19 protein-coding genes are annotated in these 21,553 nt (G+C 51.4%); 7 read left to right on the forward strand and 12 right to left on the reverse strand.

Features of this window, described 5'->3' with window-relative positions; all coding sequences use genetic code 11:
* Positions 1-22: 22 nt before the first annotated feature.
* Positions 23-1,996, forward strand: a complete 1,974-nt coding sequence (locus AB6B37_RS14340) for a DUF11 domain-containing protein (protein WP_371396522.1) — start codon at positions 23-25, stop codon at positions 1,994-1,996.
* A 12-nt stretch (positions 1,997-2,008) separates the two neighbouring features.
* Here AB6B37_RS14340 and AB6B37_RS14345 read toward each other — a convergent pair whose 3' ends face one another.
* Positions 2,009-2,551, reverse strand: a complete 543-nt coding sequence (locus tag AB6B37_RS14345) for an invasion associated locus B family protein (protein ID WP_371396523.1) — start codon at positions 2,549-2,551, stop codon at positions 2,009-2,011.
* 69 nt (positions 2,552-2,620) lie between these two features.
* On the opposite strand from AB6B37_RS14345, the gene AB6B37_RS14350 reads away from it, so the two are divergent.
* A complete protein-coding gene (locus tag AB6B37_RS14350) occupies positions 2,621-4,312 on the forward strand; it encodes a TIR domain-containing protein (RefSeq protein WP_371396524.1) in 1,692 nt (563 codons plus the stop codon).
* A 23-nt stretch (positions 4,313-4,335) separates the two neighbouring features.
* On the opposite strand, the gene AB6B37_RS14355 is transcribed toward AB6B37_RS14350, so the two are convergent.
* A complete protein-coding gene (locus tag AB6B37_RS14355) occupies positions 4,336-5,079 on the reverse strand; it encodes a hypothetical protein (RefSeq protein WP_371396525.1) in 744 nt (247 codons plus the stop codon).
* A gap of 59 nt (positions 5,080-5,138) precedes the next feature.
* On the reverse strand, positions 5,139-7,082 hold the full coding sequence (locus tag AB6B37_RS14360; protein WP_371396526.1) for a serine protease: 1,944 nt from the start codon (positions 7,080-7,082) through the stop codon (positions 5,139-5,141).
* 152 nt (positions 7,083-7,234) lie between these two features.
* On the opposite strand from AB6B37_RS14360, the gene AB6B37_RS14365 reads away from it, so the two are divergent.
* Positions 7,235-8,782, forward strand: coding sequence for a TRAFs-binding domain-containing protein (locus tag AB6B37_RS14365; RefSeq protein WP_371396528.1), 1,548 nt, complete (start codon positions 7,235-7,237; stop codon positions 8,780-8,782).
* Between the two features lie 10 nt (positions 8,783-8,792).
* Here the strand turns inward: AB6B37_RS14365 and AB6B37_RS14370 are convergent, their stop codons facing one another.
* The 4 genes from AB6B37_RS14370 to AB6B37_RS14385 are packed head-to-tail and all read right to left on the reverse strand — an operon-like array spanning position 8,793 to position 12,178.
* Positions 8,793-9,443, reverse strand: coding sequence for a Crp/Fnr family transcriptional regulator (locus AB6B37_RS14370; protein WP_371396529.1), 651 nt, complete (start codon positions 9,441-9,443; stop codon positions 8,793-8,795).
* Positions 9,444-9,496: 53 nt separating this feature from the next.
* Entirely contained in the window at positions 9,497-10,027 is a 531-nt protein-coding gene (locus tag AB6B37_RS14375) for an RNA methyltransferase (RefSeq protein WP_371396531.1), read from the reverse strand.
* 1 nt (position 10,028) lies between these two features.
* Positions 10,029-11,348 carry an MFS transporter gene (locus tag AB6B37_RS14380; protein ID WP_371396532.1) on the reverse strand — a complete coding sequence of 440 codons (1,320 nt, stop codon included), beginning with the start codon at positions 11,346-11,348 and terminating at the stop codon, positions 10,029-10,031.
* Positions 11,345-12,178: a lysophospholipid acyltransferase family protein gene (locus AB6B37_RS14385; protein WP_371396533.1), complete on the reverse strand. Its 834-nt coding sequence runs from the start codon at positions 12,176-12,178 to the stop codon at positions 11,345-11,347. The genes AB6B37_RS14380 and AB6B37_RS14385 overlap by 4 nt, the downstream gene beginning before the upstream one ends.
* 136 nt (positions 12,179-12,314) lie before the next feature.
* On the opposite strand from AB6B37_RS14385, the gene AB6B37_RS14390 reads away from it, so the two are divergent.
* Entirely contained in the window at positions 12,315-13,100 is a 786-nt protein-coding gene (locus tag AB6B37_RS14390; RefSeq protein WP_371396534.1) for an SDR family NAD(P)-dependent oxidoreductase, read from the forward strand.
* Between the two features lie 60 nt (positions 13,101-13,160).
* On the opposite strand, the gene AB6B37_RS14395 is transcribed toward AB6B37_RS14390, so the two are convergent.
* A complete protein-coding gene (locus tag AB6B37_RS14395) occupies positions 13,161-14,969 on the reverse strand; it encodes a gamma-glutamyltransferase family protein (protein WP_371396535.1) in 1,809 nt (602 codons plus the stop codon).
* A gap of 164 nt (positions 14,970-15,133) precedes the next feature.
* On the opposite strand from AB6B37_RS14395, the gene AB6B37_RS14400 reads away from it, so the two are divergent.
* Together AB6B37_RS14400 and AB6B37_RS14405 are read left to right on the forward strand one after the other, a co-directional pair.
* Positions 15,134-16,135, forward strand: coding sequence for a cation diffusion facilitator family transporter (locus tag AB6B37_RS14400; RefSeq protein WP_371396536.1), 1,002 nt, complete (start codon positions 15,134-15,136; stop codon positions 16,133-16,135).
* A gap of 81 nt (positions 16,136-16,216) precedes the next feature.
* Positions 16,217-16,894, forward strand: coding sequence for a glutathione S-transferase family protein (locus AB6B37_RS14405; protein WP_371396537.1), 678 nt, complete (start codon positions 16,217-16,219; stop codon positions 16,892-16,894).
* Here the strand turns inward: AB6B37_RS14405 and AB6B37_RS14410 are convergent.
* The 3 genes from AB6B37_RS14410 to AB6B37_RS14420 all read right to left on the reverse strand — a co-directional run bounded on the left by AB6B37_RS14410 (position 16,891) and on the right by AB6B37_RS14420 (position 19,399).
* The gene (locus tag AB6B37_RS14410; protein WP_371396538.1) at positions 16,891-17,910 is read right to left on the reverse strand and encodes a zinc-binding dehydrogenase; all 1,020 of its coding nucleotides are present in this window, start codon (positions 17,908-17,910) and stop codon (positions 16,891-16,893) included. The genes AB6B37_RS14405 and AB6B37_RS14410 overlap by 4 nt on opposite strands.
* 80 nt (positions 17,911-17,990) lie before the next feature.
* Positions 17,991-18,764: a M48 family metallopeptidase gene (locus AB6B37_RS14415; RefSeq protein WP_371396539.1), complete on the reverse strand. Its 774-nt coding sequence runs from the start codon at positions 18,762-18,764 to the stop codon at positions 17,991-17,993.
* A complete protein-coding gene (locus AB6B37_RS14420; RefSeq protein ID WP_371396540.1) occupies positions 18,761-19,399 on the reverse strand; it encodes an SCO family protein in 639 nt (212 codons plus the stop codon). Before AB6B37_RS14420 ends, AB6B37_RS14415 begins: the two co-directional genes overlap by 4 nt.
* An 85-nt stretch (positions 19,400-19,484) precedes the next feature.
* On the opposite strand from AB6B37_RS14420, the gene AB6B37_RS14425 reads away from it, so the two are divergent.
* Positions 19,485-20,846 carry an ActS/PrrB/RegB family redox-sensitive histidine kinase gene (locus AB6B37_RS14425; RefSeq protein WP_371396541.1) on the forward strand — a complete coding sequence of 454 codons (1,362 nt, stop codon included), beginning with the start codon at positions 19,485-19,487 and terminating at the stop codon, positions 20,844-20,846.
* Here the strand turns inward: AB6B37_RS14425 and hslV are convergent.
* Positions 20,843-21,421, reverse strand: a complete 579-nt coding sequence (gene hslV, locus AB6B37_RS14430) for an ATP-dependent protease subunit HslV (protein ID WP_371396542.1) — start codon at positions 21,419-21,421, stop codon at positions 20,843-20,845. The two genes, AB6B37_RS14425 and hslV, sit on opposite strands and share 4 nt — an antisense overlap.
* Between the last annotated feature and the right edge of the window lie 132 nt (positions 21,422-21,553).

Consider the following 21,553-nt stretch of genomic DNA (forward strand, 5'->3'; position numbering starts at 1 on the left):
TGCCGAAAAGAGGTTAGCCGGGATGGTGCCATTAAAATTAATGGAGACGCGAAATTTTAAGTCGCGCATCAGTCGTGCGCTAGGCTTAATGGCCTCGCTATGCCTCATCGTACCTCTGGCAACAGCGCAAAGTTATCAAATCACCGGAAACCCCGCAGACGTCATTAACGGAACGATTGATTGCGGCGGCACATCCCGCCTAACCAGAACAATCAATGTGCCAACTAGCTTTACCGTGGATAAATTAAACCTAGGCTTTGTCGCCGCACATAGCTGGCGAGGCGATATAGAACTGACCTTAACCCCGCCAGACGGTGCGCCGACCGTTCAATTGATTGATTCTGAAACCAATACGACCAATCAAGATAATTACAATGTTGAACTTGATAATGATGCAACGACGCTGATTAACACAGCGCCGCATGACACCAATGACAGCCTAACATTTCCACCCGCAAGCACGACATATGAAAACCGTGTACAGCCAAACGGCGTTAGCGGTGCAGGCACGGGGCTCGACGCATTTTCTGGCGAGGCGGCGGCAGGCAATTGGACGCTGTCTATGTGTGACGCTTTCCCAGGGTCTGATGACGGCACATTTGAGGCGGCGACACTTTATTTTATCGACGCCTCTGCCATTGATCTATCCATGGCGATTGCGCCCAGTTCAACGACGCCAGATTACGGCACCTCTGTCAATCTGGCTTACACAATTACGAACTCTGGAGCGGCAACCGCCACAGGCGTAACCGCCGATATCATATTACCAAGCGGGCTTGATTTCGTCTCTAGCACTGGGGCGGGTAGTTATAATGATACCACGGGCGTCTGGACTGTTCCAAATATCACCGCTGGCAACAGCCAAACAATCACGATATCCGCGACAGTCTTAACATCGGGCGGCTACACGACAACAGCAGAGGTCAGCACCGCTACCGAGACCGATATCGACAGCACGCCCGCTAATGCCAATGTCACAGAGGATGATTACGACAGCGAAACCTTATCGCCAGTATCAGTCAGCATTCCGCCGCTCGCCTGTCCCATTGGACAGCAATCAAGCCATATTTGGACAGCCCCCGGTGGGGCCAATGGGTGGACAGGGCCAAGCCTGTCGGAGAGCTACACCCTGCCCAATGGGGAGGCTTTAGCCTTTACCATCTCAGGCGATACGGGCACGTTTATTCCGCGCGGCGGCGTCACCATTCCAGCCACCACGGATGAATTTACAGGCGGTAGCGGCAGTGGCATTTTCGGTCTGACCCTTTATGTTGATTTCACATCACCCAGTCAGTCCATTATTGTTGACATAGATGTCGGCGCGCCTGGCATTGGCATGGGCGACGTTCAATTTGGCGTTTATGATGTTGATTTGGGCGGATGGACAGACCGCATTGCTATCGAAGGGTTTTTGGACACGATTCCCAAAACCCCCATTATTACGGCTAGTAGCGGTAACACAGTTGTCGGCAATGCCATTGTCGGAACAGGTGGATCAGGCTCAACACAAGGGAACGGCAATTCAACCTTTACCTTTGGTAGTTCCGTTGACCGTATTCGCATGACCTATGACAATACAAACCCAGCCGCCAATCCTGACCTCCAAGTTATTGCGATTATGCCCTTTACATTTTGCCCACCCTTTACGGCTGATTTAAGTGCGCAAAAGACGGTGGAAATGTATGATCCATCTGGCACAGGGGCGACAGATATTTACGCCATTCCGGGTAACGAAGTGTTGTATAAAATATCGGTCACTAATTCAGCCACTGCCACTGCGCCCGCCAATGATATAAATCTAAATGATGTTCTGCCAGGTAACTTACGCTTTGTATCGGCCAGCGTGACGGGGTTCTCAGGCGGTAGTTTTGGCTCACCTGCCCTACCCGCGACTAACACCGACTGTGACGGCGGGGCATGTGTCATTAATTACACCGGTGCAGATTTGCCCGTCAACACCACAGGCGAGATTGCCATTCGCGCAGTGGTGAAGTAATTTGGCGACCCGCTAGCTGCAGGATGATTTTGCTTTCTTTAGCGCCGCAGTTACGCCTTTTAATGAAAACTCATAACTCACTGATGTGCCGCGGCTAGAGACGGCTTGGACGCGCATATTGGCCCCTGCCCGCATTTTATTTACCAAGCTACGCTCGCTACTTGCGCTCTCGATAAAGGCTTCATTGGCGGAGACAAACATGCGCGTGCGCGACGCGCCGACAATGGCGACAGGCGGACTACTGTCTTTTAACGTATAGCCGGTCATCAGGCTGGGCTGTTCCGTCGCTTGACCTGATTTCCAATTGGACACCATGAAATATATATCGCCGTGATTGACGGAACTGGGCGCTTTTTTCTGCGGCGCAGCCAGAACGTAGCAAATCTTGTCACCGCCCTCAACGCGCGAATAAGTCGCCCAATCGCTAAAGGTGCCCTCTAATTTGGGCGCGGACGCTTGTGCAGGATACGTGAAACCCAAAGCCGTAACCGCTAATGTCGTTATCAAAATGCCGTAACGCATCACACTCTCCAAAGTCGCGCCTGTGGCGAACATATAATTGCCCTTATAGCAATCGATTGGCGTTAAGGGCGCGTTAATAACAGTGCAATTTCAGTAAATAAAATGCCTTTAACGGCCCGCTTGCCATCGCCTGTCTTTAGACCCTATTATAGTGTAGGGGGATTGGGCATTTCAAACAGATTTACATATGCGGGATTTGTATCCTACGCTCATCATGATGAGGCCCTAGCGGCCAAATTACATAAGGCGTTAGAGACATATCGCGTGCCCAAAGGGATCGCAGACCGCAAAGCGCTATCCCCCATTTTCCGAGACGCATCCGAGCTGAGCGCGCATCATAGTTTATCCGCCAAGATAAATGAGGCGTTAGAGACGTCGCGTTATTTGATTGTACTCTGTTCGCCCGCCGCCAAGGCGTCTTATTGGGTCAATGAAGAAATTCGAACATTTCGCGCTTTACACGGCAAAGAGCGCATCCTCTGCGCCCTGATTGAAGGCACGCCTGATACATCCTTCCCACCCGCCTTGACAGAGAACGGCGGCGAGCCCCTCGCCGCAAGTCTGGACGGGGGACGCGACAGTTTCCGCCTCGGCGTGACCCAAATTGCTGCGTCTATTTTGGGGGTGGGGCTCGATGAATTAATCCAACGCGACGCACAAAGGCGCCGCGCCCGACAACGGGTCATTAGCGGCGCGTCCCTCGCCTTTGCTGCCGTGATGGGGGCGATGACATGGACAGCGGTCGATGCGCGCAATGAAGCCGAGACGAGCCGGTCTGAGGCCGAAAAAATGGTCGAATTTATGCTAACCGATTTAAAGGCCGATTTGGAAGTCGTTAGCCGCCTTGATATTTTGGATGATGTCGGCAAAAATGTGACAACATATTACGACGCTATACCGCTATCTGATATGGATGATGACCGCCTCGCCCGCCAAGCCCGTGCCCGGCACTTGCTAGGGCAAGTCGCGCTGGATACGGGCAATATAGAGCTAGCAGAAACAGAAATCGGCGCTGCCTATACCGCAACCCAAGAAGTCATGCGCCGCAATCCGCTTAACCCAAATGCGCTTTATGCCCATGCTCATAGTGAATTTTGGCAAGGCGCTATTTTGATGGATAAAATGAACGGTGAGCAACGCATTGCGGCTCTCCCATATCTCCAGAATTACGCCGCGATAGGCGATAAATTATATGAGCTTGATCCCACAAATTTAAAATTTGTTGATGAACGAGCATCTGGCGCCAGTAGTCTCGGTACGCTTTATAGAAGTCTAAAGGATTATACGGCTGCGCAAGACTATTTTACAAAAGCGGAAGTTTATTTTCGAGAGGCTTTGATCGCTTTTCCAAACGAAACAACATTTGAAGGACGCATAGCCAATGTCTTATCGGGGCTCGGCAGTATCGCGATTGCTCAAAATAATCTTGAGGCGGCGTTAGCTTATCGACAAGAACAAATCACGATATATGACACCCAATTATTACGGCATCCCCACAACATCACAGCGAGATATGAAAAAGTGCAAACGCAATCGCGTTTGATCACCGAAGGCTTGCTTAATTATAATCGAGAGACATATCTATCGACGATAAAATCAACGCTTGATGAATATGATAAGCTGATAACCTATGATCCCAGCAACATGATCTGGCTCCGCAATTACAATTTCTATCTTAATATCTTGCTCCAAGAGCAAAGCAAAGAAGGGGCTATTGCCTTGCCTAAGGAACTCCAAATCAGGCTTGATAATACGCTAAGTCGCTTAGAAAAAAATATGGCTGGCACGGAATAACCCTGCCAGCCAAGGAAACCGCCTTAGCCGCCGCCAGTGCCAGTGCCCGTTCCGCCACTAGTGCTGCCCCCGGTGCCGCCGCCTGAACCACCGCCAGTGCCGCCGCCTGAACCGCTCCCCTGACCAGGGTCTGGATCATGACCTCTGTCACCGTTGTTCAGGACAGGATCAATAATAATATCAGTCTGCAATAATTTATCGCCCTCTTGCTGCGAGATGGTAATATGCAAATTATACTTCAGCCCTGGCGGGTTTGAACGGCAGTGATTGGCCAGCACAAGGATGTTATTATTATCCAGCGTGCAGACTTTTTCAAAATTACGCGTGAAATCATCACGGTCATTTTCGACGCTATATTGAATGTTATCCGTGAAGACCCAATTATCTTGAGGCAAGTAAAAGAGGAACCAAACGGGACGGTTAATTTTAAAGTCGAGCGGACTAGGGGGGCGCGGACCTTGGGACCCGTCCGCGGCAAATGCGGTAATATAATCGCCCAGCATAGAATCGAAATCCTTGGCCGTATAAGCCCCGTCAAGATGACCATCAATATTATCGCAATGGGCGGTAAATTCTTCGATCAACGCATCGCGCCGCATTTCAATCCCATCTTTTTTCAGGCGGTCACGTTTTATCATACCGTCTTCTATACCGATTGATATGGGCAGCAATATCGGCCCCGCACCGTCGTAATCGCGTTGGAAGTCATCCCATTCTTTGAGATATTCTGCATTGGCGCGTAGATCGCCCTTGGTTGGTTTGTTCATTCTATCCTCCGTTATTATTTATTTTTATGTCAAAGTGTATGCGCCCGCCGTGATGACCATCACGCAAAAACATTATTCACATCAATCTCCTTATAAGCTTCGTTTAGATGCTCCACCGCCATCGCCAGATTAGCAGCCTCGCCTGCATTGAAAATCTTATGTCCAGCAAAATGCACACCGAGAAGCTGCCCTGTTTTCAAATCCAATATTGGCGAGCCTGAGTTCCCGCCCATGGTCGAGGCATTATGGCAAATCGCGTCCATAGGAAAATCCACGCTATCGCACGCGTCAACTCTGACCTCAACGCCCAGCGGGCAATCCGTGTCTGATGAGTGTCGGAACACCCGTCCTTGGCTGATGCGTTTCACCGCGAAAATGGGGTTATCTTCGACCAACTCTGACAGAGTTGGGTCATCAGGTTTATGCGTATCGGGGTAGCCAATTACGACAATATCACGTTCCAGCAAATCCTCTGTCTCGACGGCATGAATAGCAATAGGCGCGCGGTGCGTCACAGATTCTGACAGCGTATAAATCGCGATGTCCATATTGGGGATGAGGTAAGGAGCCTCCCCGTTAAAAGGCATAAAGTCAGAGGCGTCATTGTCTTTCTCTGCGATAAACTCAATCCCGCCTCGCGCATCGCCCGTGAGGTACTGCCCGTAAAAGCCGTGCACATGACGGTTGGTCATGACATGTCTGTCGCTAATTAGAAAACCCGTACCAAGCGAATAATCATCGCGTGTTGGCTTTCCCTCTTGCGCAAACCCAAGCCGCCCCACTGCAGCATAAGCCGGGCGCAGCACAGCATAGCGTCCCGTAAGCATACTGAGCTGTGACGCCGCCAATGTGCCAGCCGAAGATAGGGGTGCAGGCGATAAGGCAAGCAGCGGACTACCCGCAAAAACCACTCCCGCTGGTTCAATTTTTGACGGGCGCTGAGGTCTTCTAGACCGTGTTGGCGATTTGCCTGTTGCAGCCGCGCCCTTTGCAATTTCACTCTGGCCAATACGGCTCTTAAAAGCCGTCCAAGCCACAAGCGCCAATAATGCCGTGCCAATCGCAAGAGCCGCAATGACCCATGGGGGTAAAAACAGATTGACAACAGCCCCATCAGGGTCGACGGGATTTGCCGCGAGCCATGCCGCCGTCTCACCCTCCGCTTTAGTGATGTCACTCTCTAGCGTTTGGCTTTTCGCAGTTAGTGTTATGATCTCTTGGCCTATCGCATCAATATCTACGCTGGCGACATCCACGTCCGGGCCAGTAACGCGCGCTTGAAGGTCAGAGATAGCGGTTTGAAGGCCGTCTATGCGAGTGTTCAGTTGGCTAAGCGGGGCGGCGTCCAAATCCGTTTTAGCTCGGTTTTTCTTGGCGCTTTCCAAGCGCGTCATTAGCGGGCCCGTCGCGATGCTCAGCCTGTCTATGCTGCCGAAAATCTCATCAGGAATGGTTGGTGACACTTTAATAATAGCGGCAGGTGATGATTTTATCTGTTTTGGCGTAGGGTCGACTGTTTCAACCTTTGGCGATTTAACAGGTTCAGGCGGAACATATTCACTCATCTCATTTAAAGCGAGAAACGCATTAGCACTTTGGGGAAAGTCAGCAATATTGCCGTCGTGTAAACTCAGGACAACAAAATTGACAGATTGAAATCCCACAACTGGGTCTGCCAAATTATAGCTGATGGTTTGGCCCTCGCGCGGATAACGCTCGACAGGCGTTTCACCAACTTTCACACCAGACGGGCCGTAAAAGATGATTTTGAAGTCTTTTAGCGTCGCTGGCTGGTTTGTATTGTCATAAATGACTGAGTAAGCAGACTGAAATTGATAGGGCTTATTATAACGAATTGTAAGTTCAGTAAGAGGCGCCGTCTCCGCTTGGGGTGCCTCTATTGAGGGTGCCTCTGTTGGAGGCATCTGCGCACTAGCTTGCGCAAAGACTATAAACAAGCTTGATAATATCAGCCATATGCGCGCGATATACGATTGTGTCATTCAGTCCCCCGCTCAATGATAGCTTATAAAGACAGTATTTCCAGATAAATCATATCCGCACCATGACGGCCATCACGGTGGCCGCCCTGTAAAACCTATAGTTTAATTTGTAATTGTTTTAATTTGTTTCCATTCACGTTAAGAGTTGACGTATGAACGCTTTGCCAAAAACACGTTTGCAAGATCACGATTATATTCGTATCTATGAGCAGGGCATCAAAGCTTTGCAGTCAGATCCGTCAAACCAAGAGATACAGCACAAAGTTGTTTTAGCCTTGGCGCGGGCGGGCGCTTTGGATTTAGCCATATCGGAATATGCGCGTTACGGGCTGAATACCGTCACAGCTCATGAAGATATTATGGCGCTAAACGGGCGGCTGTCCAAAGACCTTTATTTGCGAGCATCTGGCCAGACAGCGACCAAACACGCCCAAGACGCCGCAGACCTTTATAACGCAGCTTTTGAGAGCACTCAGGGCTATTATTCAGCGATTAATGCGGCGACCATGGCCTTGATAGCGGATATGCCTATTGATGTTGTTCATAGGCGCGCGCGCAATATTTTATCCCTACTCCCAAACCCTGAACGGCTAACGCCGACAGACCATTATTTCATAGAGGCCACACGTGCGGAGTGTTACCTTCTTTTGGGGGAGAACAATAATTGTAAAGCGAGCCTAAAAGAGGCGGTTAGTTTCGATCCACTAAATTACGCTGCTCACGCGACGACGTTAAAACAGTTCAAGATGATTTGCGAAAAACGCGGCGAGACGCTTGATTGGTTGGCTCCTTTTGCCCCACCGCGCGCAGTCCATTATGCAGGCCACATTCGCCTTACGCCAGAAGCGCAAAAAGGGCTTAAAACGACTATTGCTGACTATCTGCAAAAACACGATATCGGGTTTGGCTACGGCGCGTTGGCGGCGGGGTCAGATATTATTATCGCAGAAGCAATGCTAGATGAGGGCGTAGAGCTAAACCTGATTATGCCCTGCGGGGTTGATGATTTTTGTGAGCACTCTGTGATGCCGTTTGGGGCAGATTGGTTACCACGGTTTCAGCGCTGCATAGAACGGGCAAGCTCTGTACGAATAACAGCTCCCAAAGCCCCTTGGCCAGATGCGACGCTTAATCAATTAACAGCGCAGATTGCAATGGGGCAAGCTGTAATGCGTGGGCGGGCGCTATCCCGTGACCCTGCGCAGTTATTAGTATGGGACGGTGAAACCGGCGCTTCTTATACCGCCGTTCACGCTAAAGATTGGGGTCACCACAACCGACAAACATTATCAATATCTGTGCCAAAACAAAATAGAGCTGCGTCGCCTACCAAACCCGCAGAAGCCAAACCGCAATTCGTGCTAAAATCCTCCAGCTCAGATAGCATACAATTCTATTCAAATGCGCCGAGCGCCGTAAAAGCCGCCGAACAATTGCGCGAAACCATCCCCCACTGCGCTACCGCTTTGCATGTCAAACTGCCAAACCAAGACCCGGACGCGATTTGCGATAACATTATAAAAAACGGTGCACCGCAAAGCCTTCTGGCATCCGAGGCCTTTGCAAGCCTTTTGGCGTTCAGCAACAATGCCGAGAATAATATTCACTTTGCCGGACTTGTTGATCAAGACGGCTCTGAAAAAGACGGCACTTTGCAAGATGAGACCGAGCCAATGCGGTGCTACGCCCTCGGACGTTAATAGAGCTATCTTAATAGGCGTGTATCGCAGCTTTTAAACGCGCGGGATCAAGAATAACAAGCGCGCCCGCTTCGCGCTCAATAATGCCCTTTTTCTGCAAATCACTGACCGTGCGTGAGACAGTCTCGCGTGTGGAGTTGACGCGCAAGGCAACGTCGACAAATACTGGGTTCGGGCGGATGATATGATGCTCTGGCATAATACCGATGACATTAGAAAGACGGGCAAGCTCTGCGCAAACACGGCCTTTGGCGGATAAAGTAAACGCCTCTATCAATCGCCGTGTCATCATATCCAGACGTCTCGCAAGATCATTGGCGAGATGTAGGCCCAGCGCCTTTTCCCTTGTGATGACATCGCGCATTGTATTTGTGCTAACCATAACTGCGCGCACGTCTGTCTCCGCGCTGATCTCGAAACTAAGGCTCGTATCAGCCAGTAATGAAACATGGCCAAAAAACTCACCCAGCTCGAAATATCCAACCCATGTCGCTGTACCGTCTTCAGAGTAGGTCACGGCTTTGGCACGGCCAGACAATATATAGCCCACAGACTCTACTTCTTCCCCCTGCACGGCGATGATATCACCCGCAGCGAAAACGCGCGTCTGTGTACGGTCAGCAACCGCCGCATACCAATCCTGTGTTTCCCCAATTGTCACGCCTTAACGCTACCACCATTTAACCCTTGAACTAAAGCGAAATTTCAAAATCTCTAATGACTATCATCAATAGATTTTGCAGCAATAGCTTTGCGTCTTTGTCGCGCCGCACGGTGGGACAGAAGCGGACGCCCGCTATAGCCGCCAAAACACAGGGCGCGGTCATAAAGCGTCAAGGCGGCAGCAAGGCTAACGTTAAGGCAAAACTTTGTTGGGATTTTAACAATCGCGGCACATCGTGCTTGCGCAGCAGGTGATAGAGAGCCTTTTTCTGGGCCAAGGATATAGGCGCAATTTAGGCTGTGGCGAAAACTGGGAAGGTCTTCGGCGTCCTCTGTCAGTTCAATGCCAATTAATTCGCATCCCTTAGGCAGGGTCATAGCCTCGACATTATCCCATTCATAAAGCGGTAAATGTGTGTGGCTGCGCGATGTGTCAGTGGCTTGTGTTTTATAAAGGTCCACGGCAGCATCCACGGTGAAGGCAAAGCTGGCGTCAAAAGCATGAGCCGTTCGCATGACGGCGCCCAGATTATAATCCTTGGAAATACCCTCAACCCCAATACCGAAATAACCGCGTGTCATCTTAGTCCTCTGTGACGTATCGCCTTATCGGACGAATAGTGCGGTATATAGCGTAAGCGGCAACTATGGCGCTACCCAAAACAATCATCAAAAAAGGTAGCTTCGGCGCAACTTTTAAGGCGGCCAACCCGATAAGACCGAAGGTCGTTAAATTGACAAATAGGTTCAGCAACACAGACCCAGCGCTCATTAATCTGGCGCGCGCCGCTGGGTCTGCGCGTCTTTGTGCCATGGCTTGTAAGGGGACAACAAACATGCCGTTGAAGATGGACGCGCCAATAATCACAGCCATGAACATGGGGGTTTGTGGGTTTGCGAGAAAATCAGACACAGGACCAAAGGCTTCCGCCCCCGCATAAGTCGGGCTCGGTAACAAATATAATGCGAGCACAAACAGGGTAACTCCTGATATACCCAGCGCCGATAGGCCAACAGATTCTGGCCCCCATAATTTCCAATTGCCTGCAATCATCGTAATCATGGAGCCAATTAAAATCGACACAGTGGAACTGGCTAGCATGATCATCAAGACACCTTCTTCATATCCCATGACGCTGGCAACATAATCGGGGAATGTCGTCACAAAAACGGTCGACAATCCATAAAACCATGCAATACCCAATAGTGGGCGGAGGACGTCTGGACTTTCAAAGGCGCGCTTTAGAACGTTTATGGTCGCGGTGACGGGTTCATAATTAATTTTCAAATCCGGTTTGGGCGCAGGCGCAGGCGGTGTCATTTCTGCCGCAATCCAGCCAATAATCGCAAGCGCCACTAAAATGGCCGATATCATTGGAGTTCCAAATTTCAGCACGCCCAGACCAATCACTGTGCCGACCAAAAGAATTGCAAATTGAAATCCGCTCATTAGGGCATTGCCCGTAATTAATTCCTTTTCATCAAGCCATTGCGGCAAAACCGCATTTTTTGTCGGCGAGAAAAACGCCGATTGCGCACCCATCAATCCTAAGCACAGCGCAAGAATATGCACATTTTTGAGCGCAAAGCCGACAGCGGCCAGCAGCATAATCAGCACTTCGGCGCGCTTCACCCAACGGAAAATGACGCCGCGGTCAATCTTATCCGCAATCTGTCCCGCAATCGCACAAAGAACTGTAAATGGCCCCGTGAAAATCAGCGCCGCGACTGGTACGCGAATGGCGCTCGGCAGGTCGGACATAAAGACAAAACCGCCAAAGGTAATCAGCGCAATCAAAGCATTTTTAAGCGTGTTGTCGTTAAATGTGCCCGCTTGGAATAAAATAAACAGCGGCGCAAAGCGGCGCTGGGTGAGAAGCCGTCCGGCCTGTTTTGCGCTCATGATTGTCCTTGCTGGCCGGAGCCGTTCTGCTTTGCTTCATCAGCTTCGCGTTTTTCGCGCTTGGCTTTGGCCACGTGATTTTCTTTAAGCTTGCCAATGTTGTCAGGATTGAGTGCGCCGAGGTCGTTCAGGTCTAACATGGCCTTTGAGCGCGTCTCTATTCGGTCTTCTAGCACGCGCATGAATTCATCCTTGGATAGGCCTGGCATGATGGGCTCTAAAAACTCAATCGCGGCTTTGCCCGGGTATTTCTTCCAGTCATTTTGGTTCCAGCGCTGTCCCAAATTGGTCGCGGCGGGCACGACAGGGCATCCAAAATCAGCGTATAAGTGATAAACCCCTTTGCGGTAGCGGTGCTGCGTCCCAATTTCAGAGAGGTGGCCTTCGGGGTAAATCAGAATACGACGGCCTTGTTCGCGTACAATTTGGCTTGTCTCGCTCATGCGTTTGCGGGCATCTTCGCCGCCGCAATTATCGACCACAACAGCGTTCATTTTGGCTAGAATATGTTTCAGCGTATAAAATTTTTCAAGGTGGTCACCCGTCACAAATGACAGATCAAAAAACTCGGAAAACATCACAATACCGTCGCCGTAGCTTTGATGTTTGGCCGCAATAATCACAGCCCCCTCACGCGGAATGTTATCATGCCCCGTCACGCTGACATCGATGCCCGCAACCCAGCGCATAAAAAATTTGATGGTTTTGGTATAAGCCAGCAAGCCATACATCATCGCTTTACGCCCTGGGATAAGGGATAAGATAACGCAGAAAATAGCAAACACAGCCGTCAGACTGTAAAATAAGACATTAAAGACTAAAGATCGCATGACATGACTATGCCACGGAAAAATGGGCGGTCAACACATCATAAGATGCGTATCAACGCCGTGCTCTATGCTTTTTGATTGCAAGGCTGCGGGCCTTTGATACAAAGGCCGCACGATAAACAGATAGGATTATATCATGAAATTATCTTCCGATATTACAGCGATTGTCACAGGCGGTGCCTCTGGCCTTGGCGAAGGCACAGCCCGCACTTTGGCTGCTAATGGCGTCAAAGTTGGTATTTTTGATTTAAACGAAGAACGCGGTAAAAAGGTCGCCGATGACATTGGCGGTATCTTTGCAAAGGTGAATGTATCCGATAATGACAGCGTCGATGAAGGCTTTGATCATATTCGCGCCGCCCTTGGCCAAGAACGTATCATGGTCAACTGCGCTGGCATTGGCGGCGGCATTAAAACGGTGGCCCGCAAACGCGACACAGGCGAGATTGTCCCCCATGATCCGGCAGCCTTTATTCGTATTATTAATATCAACCTGATCGGGTCGTTTCTATGCGCGTCTAAATCCGCCGCGGGCATGATGACGCTAGAGCCAACCGAGCCTGACGGAGAACGCGGCATTGTTATCAACACCGCCTCTGTCGCGGCGCAAGACGGGCAGATCGGGCAACTAGCCTATGCGGCCTCAAAGGGTGGTATCCTGTCGATGGCCCTACCCATGGCGCGGGATTTGGCGCGCGAAGGTATTCGGGTCAACACCATCTTGCCAGGCTTTTACGAGACGCCAATTTATGAGCAGATGAAGCCAGAGGTCAAAGAAGCCCTGCGCGCCCATGTCCAATTCCCCAACCGTTTCGGGCAGCCCGATGAATATGGTCAACTAGTCAAGTTCATGTGCGAACATGTCTATATGAACGCCGAATATGTGCGCACCGATGCAGGGGCCAGAATGCCGCCACGGTAGTAGGTGCCGCCGCCCTAGATCTTTAATTTTAAAAAGGCCGCAATATACTTGCGGCCTTTTTTATAAGCCTGTCGCCACACCTTCGCGGCGGGGGTCCGCCCCACCAATGAGTGTGCCGTCAGCGTTGCGATAAATAATATGTAGCCCACTAAATTCGCCTTTGGATTTGCGCACCTCATGACCTTTGGCCTCAAGCGCGGCTACGATATCTTCTGCCATACCAAAGCTAGCGGCGGGACTCCCCCGGTCGATTTCTTGCGTGTCCTCATCAACAAGGCCTTGGGCCTCTAGGCTAACGCGGCCATTGCGCGCGATAACATTGGGTAGCTCAATCGCCTGTTGCGGGCTTAGGCCCCAATCCAAAATTCCAACAATTGATTTGGCCGTATAGGCAATTATGGAATTACCCCCGGGCGAACCCGTGGCAAACAAAAACTCGCCGTCAGGATTAAACACTATCGACGGCGCCATCGATGACCGCGGGCGTTTACCCGGCGCGGGCGCATTGGCAATGGCGATACCCGCGTCATCAACCGTGCGAAACGAAAAATCCGTCAATTGATTATTGAGCATAAAGCCAGCCGCCATGCGTTGACTACCAAAGGGCGCTTCAATGGTGGTGGTCATCGACACAACAAGACCGTCAGCGTCCACAACCGTAAAATGCGACGTGCCAGGGCTATCGGGGGTGGCGTCTTGACCACGGAGAAAAGCGGCAGGGTTGCCCGCCTTATATTCCCCCAATGCAGTATCGCCAATCATGGCGGCACGGGCGCTCAAATAATCTTTATTCAGGAGCAATCCCGTTGGTACATCAACGAATTTGGGATCAGCGGCATATTTATCGCGGTCAGAGTAGGCAAGCTGGCTTGCCTCTATAAAGTGATGCCAACCTTCTGTGCTTTGCCCTAATGCAGTCATATCCACAGTCTCTAACTGCCCTAAGATTGATTGCACAGCCAAGGCGCCAGAGGCAGGGGGCGGCGCACCACATATAACATGCGCACGGTATGTTGAGCAGAGCGCTTCACGCTTTATCGGCCGATAAGACGCCATATCTGCTTCTGTCAAAACACCTGGCAGGGGCTCTTGTTGCACGGCATCGATGATAGCTTTCGCAATGGGACCCTCCAAAAGCGCGCGAGGATTATTTTGTATAGCGCGCAGCGTGTCCGCATAGGCGGGATTATCGCGAATAAACCCTTCGGGGATTGGGGTCTTGCCGTCTTCTAGAAAGAAATACTCACGCGCCGCCTCTTGGCGATTTAAAACCAATCGTCCCATGCGTGCCGTGATAGATGCCATGCGCGGGCTGACCGCAAAGCCGTCTTCGGCCAGCGTTATCGCCGCGTCCATTTGCGGCCCCCATGGCAATGTCCCGTAATCTTCATGCGCCATATGCATCATGACCACAGCCCCCGGAACGCCAGTAGAGCGTCCCGACGCAATCCCGTCAAAGTAACGTAGTGGTTTGCCTGTGCTATCCAAAAACATCTCTGGCGTGACACCGCTGGGTGCTTCCTCACGACCGTCATAGGTCCAAACTTTTGCCGTTTTCGGATCATAAACCACCATGAAAGCGCCGCCGCCAAGGCCCGAGCTTTGCGGCTCCACAAGACCCAGCATCGCCTGCACAGCAATCGCTGCATCAACGGCAGAGCCGCCCGCGCGCAGGACATCAACGCCAGCCTGTGTTGCCAAAGGGTTGGCCGCCGCGACCATGCCTTTGGACAGAGACGGGGTTGGTTTGATTAAGGAGGCTGCGGGTTTGACCGCCTGACCTGCCTCTGACGTCGGGCCTTGCGCGGCGGGTGAGCAGCCCGCAAGTGTCAGCGTTGTACTCAGCATAAGCGTTGCGATAAATTTCATAGAAGCCTCCATAAGTCTTAATAGCCTAACTTTAATCCATAGGGATAGCTCTGATTTAAGAGGCACCTTTTACCATATCTCTTATCGACTCTGGCAAAAAGGTTATGCTATAACACTACTTCTTTGTTATGGAGCGGCACGGCGTGTCAATAGACCCCTCAGATATGACACAGTCCAAAACAAGGGAAAAGCCTGCGCTGGACGCTATGGATAAGCCGCTTATGCGGGGGCGTCCTGGACGCTTAGCGCCAGAGGAATCAGCGCGTATTACCCGCCGCATCACTATTCTGGCGGTTACAATTGGTTTGTTTTTGGCGCTGGGAAAAGTCCTTGTCTACCGAGAAACTGGCTCTGTTGGTATTCTATCATCACTCGTTCATTCTGGGCTTGATCTCGTTGGTGCTATTTCAACCTTCGCGGCGGTACGTTATGCGGCGCGACCGCCCAATGCCACCTACCGATTTGGACGTGGTAAAGCGGAAAGTTTTTCTGCTGTCTTTCAAGTCTGTCTTATAGTCTTTGCCGCTAGCCACCTTCTAGAGGAAGCATGGGAGCGGATGTTATCCCCCGAACCCATAACGCAAAGCGGTTTTGCCATTACAGCGATGCTTGTTTTCATCGCCATTACGACATGGCTATTGATAGCGCAAAGCTGGGCGATACGGGCAACGGGGTCTGTCGCCATTCGCGGGGACCGAGCGCATTATTTAGCGGATCTATTAGGCAATGCGATTGTCATTATCGGGCTTTTGTTAACGCGGTACACTCCGTTTGAACGCGCTGATACAATCGTTGGGATATTAATGGCGTTATGGCTTTTATATACGGCTTACCGCGTGGCGAGCATTGCTTGGTCACAACTCCTTGACCGAGAATTACCGGACGCCGAGCGGGATATGATTAAGGCGCTGGCCCTGCAAGACCCCCGTGTGCGCGATGTGCAAGACCTACGCACCCGCGCGTCTGGCCCGCATATCCATATTCAAATGCGGCTTGATTTGGACGAAGCCTTATCCCTATCCGATGCGCATGACATTGTTCTATCAGCAGAAAAACGTATGATGGCGGCCTATCAAGCCGCAGACATCTTAATCCATCCACATCCCATTGGCTGTCACGCGACACACGGCAATGTCCGCTTTCGCGAAGATATGCCGTCTGTGTAAAATCAGACTGTGACTGTCATTTTATCGTAATCGTTAATCCCCTTTAACCTTTCGTTACCCATCTTTTAATAGACTGCTCGGATGCGTGTTCTTTATCACTGGCCGCTCGACCCCGGGTCACGACAAGCCCGTATCGCTTTGGCCGAGACAAAATTAAAATTCAAACTGGAGCCCGTGAACCCATGGGCACCAGATGCGACATTTGCGAGCGTTTGCGCGGAAGGGGTTCCGCCCTGCCTGATTGACGTCATATCGGGCGGCAAAGTCACGATTTCGGGCGCACGCGCAATTTGCGAATATTTGGCCGAGACGTCCAAGAAAACAAGCTTGCTGCCCGACAGCGCGACAGACCGCGCAGAAATGCGCAGGCTTTGTGACTGGATGGCTAATAAATTTACCGATGATGTTCAGGCCTATATTATGCATGAACGGGTCGAAAAAACGCTGCTGGGTAACGAGGCCCCGCATCCGCCAACATTGCGCGAAGGCCGTGAGCATTTGCAGTTTCATCTCGATTATTTTTCATGGCTCCTAGAGCGCCGTGACTATCTTGCGGGTCACCGATTTTCACTGGCTGATATTGCCTGTTTTGCGCATTTGTCCTGCCTTGATTTTGTCGGTGAAATCCGCTGGCGCGATAATCCAACACTTAAAGACTGGTATCAAAAAATTAAATCAAGACCCAGCGTGCAGCCCCTATTAGGGGATCGCGTCGGCGGTATGATACCGCCGCGCCATTACCGGGATTTGGATTTTTAGACGCCGTCGCGCAAATCTAAAACCGTTTTCCCGATGTTTTGACCCGACATCATATGATGGGCGGCGTCTGGCAGGGCTTGAAGGCCTTTAAAGACCGTTGGGTCAAGACTGATATGTAAATCACCCGCATGCATCATATCAAATAAGCGCGTCGCGGCATCACGATGATGCTCGGATAAGAGCGCATTCATAAACCCGCGAACTGATGCCCCTTTCCAATAGAGCCTCTCATAAATACGAGGCGCCAAGACAGGCTTCGCCCCCTCGACAATTTCACTGGCATAGCCCGAAACGACCAGTCGCCCGAGAGGCGCGATATTGTCAATTAGCGCATCAAATATTGAGCCGCCAACAGTGTCGACGGCAACATCAATAGCGTCTTTATAATGTTCACCCAACACATCAGCGACGCTATTGGTTTTGTAGTTGATGCACCGCTCGGCTCCTAATGATGTAACGAACTCACATTTGGCGTCGCTACCCGCAATCCCGATCACACGGCACCCCATATTGACTGCCAGCTGTACCCAAATATGGCCTAACCCGCCTGCAGCCGCCGTAATGACAACGGTCTCCCCTGCCTGTAACATCGCAACCTGTTCCAGCGCCACAAGCGCGGAAATGCCCGTCGGAACGATGGCAAGATAATCGGGTGTCGCCGTTGGAATTTTATAGGCCTTGGCCGCCTCTATAATTTGATAATGTCGGTAAGCCCCTCCCAGGCCCGTTGTCGCCACCGCGTCACCCACAGACATCTTCACACCCTCACCAACCGCGTCAATGAGGCCAACGGCTTCGACCCCTAGGTCAAAAGGTGGCGTCAGTGGAATATATCCAATCGCGCCTTGCATCGCCATAGCGTCAAATAATCCGTTGACGCCCGCAAAATGATTACGCAGGCGAATTTGGCCTGGCTTTGGATCTTGCAAAATATCATCAACAATACGGGTTGCAGATTTATAATCTCTGCCTAATTGGTGAACGATAATTTTTTGAGGGGGTATTGGTTGAGTCATAAAACGATTGTAAGTTTGACCACGAGGCTCGCTTTGCCACAAATCATAGGCGCGGTCTTTATGCCGTTTTAAAACTCAATCTAAAACGTCGCCCCAACGGCATGTAATTTCGCGCCGTGTTTATTGAGCCATTTTTTAGCCGGTTTCACGTCATCACAAATACTATCGACAACATCCCAAAAGGCTTGGCTGTGATTGGCCTCTATAAGGTGCCCGCATTCATGGGCAGCTACGTAATCCAGCACAAAAGCCGGCGCACAAATCAGCCGCCAGCTATAAGATATTTGTCCCTCGCCGCCCCGCGTAATACAGGATCCCCAGCGAGAGCTTTGATCGCGTACAGATACCTTTGAAACCCGCTTGCCCAACATCGCGGCATAGTGATGGGTAGCGGCCTCTAATTCCTCACGCGCGTCACGAATAAGCAGGCGGCGCACCCGGCCCGCTAAGCTTTCCTGATCAGGGCTGGGTACAATCACTTCACGCCTCATATGGTTTATCTTCGGACGGCCGCGCGAATTACCGCCCATCTCCGCTGGATTAATCAGCGTGTAATCCAGACCACGAATTAAAATCGGCTGACCATGTTCAAAGGGCATCGGCGCAGGCAGGGTTTCAAGCTGAACATTGATCCAGTCGGCATTATCGCGCGCAAATTGTTTGGCTTTGGCAATTGCGCGCGGCCCCGGCACAATGACCGCCACTTCGCGGTCAGACGGGCGCACTTTTAGGCTAATGCGTTTGGCGCGTGTTGATAATTTATAGAGTATGCGCGGGTCATCAGGGTCACGAAATTCAGACGGAACAGTCTCCGCTGGCGATGTGTCCCCTGTTAATCGCGAGAGAAAGCTCACTTACCGCTATCCAGTAAAAACTTTAGCCGCGTTGCCATTTCCGGCACAGTCGTGGCGCGGGTAAACAGGTCTTTAAATTTGCCTTGGTCATCAAGCAATATCATCAAATCTGAATGATCAAAGGTATATTCAGCCGCACTGCTAGGGTCGTCCACCTTTTGCGCATAGACTTTATAGGCGGATGTCGCGACGTCCATTTGTTCTTGCGTGCCCGATAATCCGATAAGGTTTTTCGCAAATCCGCGCGAGGTCACATAAGGCGCAAGGCTTTCGGGTGTGTCGCGTTCTACGTCCACACCGACAAAAACATAATTCACCTTTGTTCCCGCAGGATCTGCGCGTTCTTGCACCATACCCATATTTTGAAGCGCACTAGGGCAGACATCAGGACAATAAGAAAAGCCGAAATAAAGCAGTGTCGGTTTACCGACCAGATTATCTTGTGTGAACACATCGCCGTTTTGATCAATAAGCGTGAACGGCCCGCCGAGCTGCGCCTCGCCCAAGGCAACAACTGTCCCTGATTGTGCAATATCATTGCCTGCATTGCCGCAAGCCGATAACGCAAAAAGGCCCAAACAGCTAAGCGCCCCAATACGTAGTGTCTTTGTAGCATTGCGTAAGGCGTTTGACATAAACCGCTCCTCTATTGCTGCCTTGTTTAAAGTGTTACGGCAGGCTGTCATCAGATATAGTGCCAAGATAAGAGGCTTTTTACCAATGTCTATAGATAGCCCCGTTAATTACAGCCAAAGCGATGCGGCGTCTTATCACGGCGTCACTCCGCCTGACACAAACGCTGCGGGCAAAAAAAGACGCCGCAAACAGCCCCATTCGGGACAGCTTCGCCGCTCGACACTGATTACACTCCGCTGGATTGCGATTGCAGGGCAAGCTTTGGCCCTTGTCGTGGTCTCCGAAGCCTTAGGCTTTTCCTATCCTTATTTGGCGTGTTCTATTCTTGTCGGATTATCAGCCGTTTTAAACCTAGCCGTCACAGCGGCCTTGCCACTCGACCGCCGTGTGGGAGATGTCGAAGCCGTCGCGCAGCTTGGCTTTGATGTTTTGCAGCTCTCGGCCCTATTATGGCTGACGGGGGGGATGACGAACCCCTTTGCATTATTATTTGTTGCGCCCGTCGTCACTAGCGCGACAACATTATCACGGCGCGTGATTTGGATTATTTTCGCGCTTGCCGCAGGGGCGTCTTTCTTTCTACTTCATTACAGCTATCCGTTACCGTGGATGCCGCCGGGCGGATTTACGCTGCCCTTTCAGTTCACATTAGGCTTATGGGTCGCGCTTCTCGTGGGAATGGTTTTTACATCAGGCTATGCCTGGCAAGCGTCTCGCGAAGCAAGGCGTATGTCCGACGCGTTAACCGCACTGGAAACCGTGCTGGCGCATGAGCAAAAACTAGCAGCCCTAGGGGGGCTTGCCGCCGCCGCCGCGCATGAATTGGGAACGCCGCTCGCTACGATACAACTCACCGCCAATGAAATGGCGCGCGAATTACCAAGCGACAGCCATTTGGGCGAAGACGCGCGGCTGCTCGTTTCGCAAACCCAACGCTGCCGCGAGATATTAAAACAGCTATCGTCGCGCGGGGATGCGGGCGACGCCATGCATGATGTGCTTAGCCTTGAGAGTTTATTGGAAGAAGCCTCAGATCCGTATTTTGGGCTTGGCTCACAGATTGACATTAAAACGCACGGTGACGGCCCTGCTCCAGACATTCGCCGCCAAGCAGAAATCCTGTTTGGGCTAAAAAATTATATTGAGAATGCCGTAGAATTTGCCGAGAGCACGGTACAGCTTATTGGGCAATGGTCGCCCGATTATATCACCATCCAGATTATTGATGATGGCCCAGGGTTTGATCCGGCCGTGCGTGGCCGCCTTGGCGAACCTTATGTGTCGGGCCGCGGGGAACGTGAAGAGGCGGGTGGGTTAGGTCTTGGGTTTTTCATTGCCAAGACCCTGATTGAACGCACAGGTGGACGGGTCGGCTTTGATAATAAACCCAAAGCCTCTGGCGCCGTCGTCACTATTACATGGCCCCGCGCCGCGATTGCGGACTAGGCCTCGTCTAGCGTTTCCACCGTCAGATTATTATTAGTAAAGACGCAAATACGGTCAGCAATGGCCATGGCTTTGCGCGCCAGAGTTTCGGCGTCAGTTTCGTATTCGTCCATCGCCAATGCCGCTGATAGCGCAAAATTGCCGCCAGAGCCAATGGCGGTGATACCGCTACCGCTGTCAAGCTTATCAGGCTCCACAACATCGCCGTTACCTGTCAGGACGAAGGTTTCCTTAGAATCGGCTACAATCATCATCGCTTGTAATTGACGCAGATATTTATCCGTACGCCAATCTTTGGCCAGTTCCACACAGGCGCGCGCTAGCTGGGTTGGGTATTGCTCAAGCTTAGCCTCTAGCCGTTCAAGCAGAGCAAAGGCATCGGCCGTCGCTCCCGCAAAGCCCGTAATCACGCGGCCCCCCGATAATGTCCGGACCTTGCGCGCGCTCGCTTTCATCACTGTGTTACCTGCGCTGACTTGGCCGTCGCCGACAATGACGACTTTGCCGCCTTTGCGTACAGTAAGGATTGTGGTTCCGCGCCATAGGCTGGCGTCTGCATAATCATGAGGTGTCATAAAAGCTCCTTTCTTCACAGATGGGAAGCCCAACAGAGGCCGTCAAGGCAAGCGTTGTGGCTGTGGATTTCGCCCTAGCCAGAACGGGGGAAATTGATATAGACGTAGCGCTTAAGACCCGCCCATCAAGAG

The sequence above is a fragment of the Fretibacter rubidus genome (assembly GCF_041429785.1).
Classification (GTDB): domain Bacteria; phylum Pseudomonadota; class Alphaproteobacteria; order Caulobacterales; family Maricaulaceae; genus Fretibacter; species Fretibacter rubidus.

Bases quoted from the DNA above. Each gene is read 5' to 3' on its own strand.
- AB6B37_RS14350 (WP_371396524.1), top strand. From the start codon at position 2,621: ATGCCTTTAACGGCCCGCTTGCCATCGCCTGTCTTTAGACCCTATTAT.
- AB6B37_RS14420 (WP_371396540.1), bottom strand. From the start codon at position 19,399: ATGTCAAACGCCTTACGCAATGCTACAAAGACACTACGTATTGGGGCG.
- AB6B37_RS14410 (WP_371396538.1), bottom strand. From the start codon at position 17,910: ATGACTCAACCAATACCCCCTCAAAAAATTATCGTTCACCAATTAGGC.
- AB6B37_RS14375 (WP_371396531.1), bottom strand. From the start codon at position 10,027: ATGACACGCGGTTATTTCGGTATTGGGGTTGAGGGTATTTCCAAGGAT.
- AB6B37_RS14365 (WP_371396528.1), top strand. From the start codon at position 7,235: ATGAACGCTTTGCCAAAAACACGTTTGCAAGATCACGATTATATTCGT.
- AB6B37_RS14380 (WP_371396532.1), bottom strand. From the start codon at position 11,348: ATGAGCGCAAAACAGGCCGGACGGCTTCTCACCCAGCGCCGCTTTGCG.
- AB6B37_RS14355 (WP_371396525.1), bottom strand. From the start codon at position 5,079: ATGAACAAACCAACCAAGGGCGATCTACGCGCCAATGCAGAATATCTC.
- AB6B37_RS14390 (WP_371396534.1), top strand. From the start codon at position 12,315: ATGAAATTATCTTCCGATATTACAGCGATTGTCACAGGCGGTGCCTCT.
- AB6B37_RS14360 (WP_371396526.1), bottom strand. From the start codon at position 7,082: ATGACACAATCGTATATCGCGCGCATATGGCTGATATTATCAAGCTTG.
- AB6B37_RS14385 (WP_371396533.1), bottom strand. From the start codon at position 12,178: ATGCGATCTTTAGTCTTTAATGTCTTATTTTACAGTCTGACGGCTGTG.
- AB6B37_RS14395 (WP_371396535.1), bottom strand. From the start codon at position 14,969: ATGAAATTTATCGCAACGCTTATGCTGAGTACAACGCTGACACTTGCG.
- AB6B37_RS14340 (WP_371396522.1), top strand. From the start codon at position 23: ATGGTGCCATTAAAATTAATGGAGACGCGAAATTTTAAGTCGCGCATC.
- AB6B37_RS14400 (WP_371396536.1), top strand. From the start codon at position 15,134: ATGACACAGTCCAAAACAAGGGAAAAGCCTGCGCTGGACGCTATGGAT.
- AB6B37_RS14405 (WP_371396537.1), top strand. From the start codon at position 16,217: ATGCGTGTTCTTTATCACTGGCCGCTCGACCCCGGGTCACGACAAGCC.
- AB6B37_RS14345 (WP_371396523.1), bottom strand. From the start codon at position 2,551: ATGTTCGCCACAGGCGCGACTTTGGAGAGTGTGATGCGTTACGGCATT.
- AB6B37_RS14425 (WP_371396541.1), top strand. From the start codon at position 19,485: ATGTCTATAGATAGCCCCGTTAATTACAGCCAAAGCGATGCGGCGTCT.
- hslV (WP_371396542.1), bottom strand. From the start codon at position 21,421: ATGACACCTCATGATTATGCAGACGCCAGCCTATGGCGCGGAACCACA.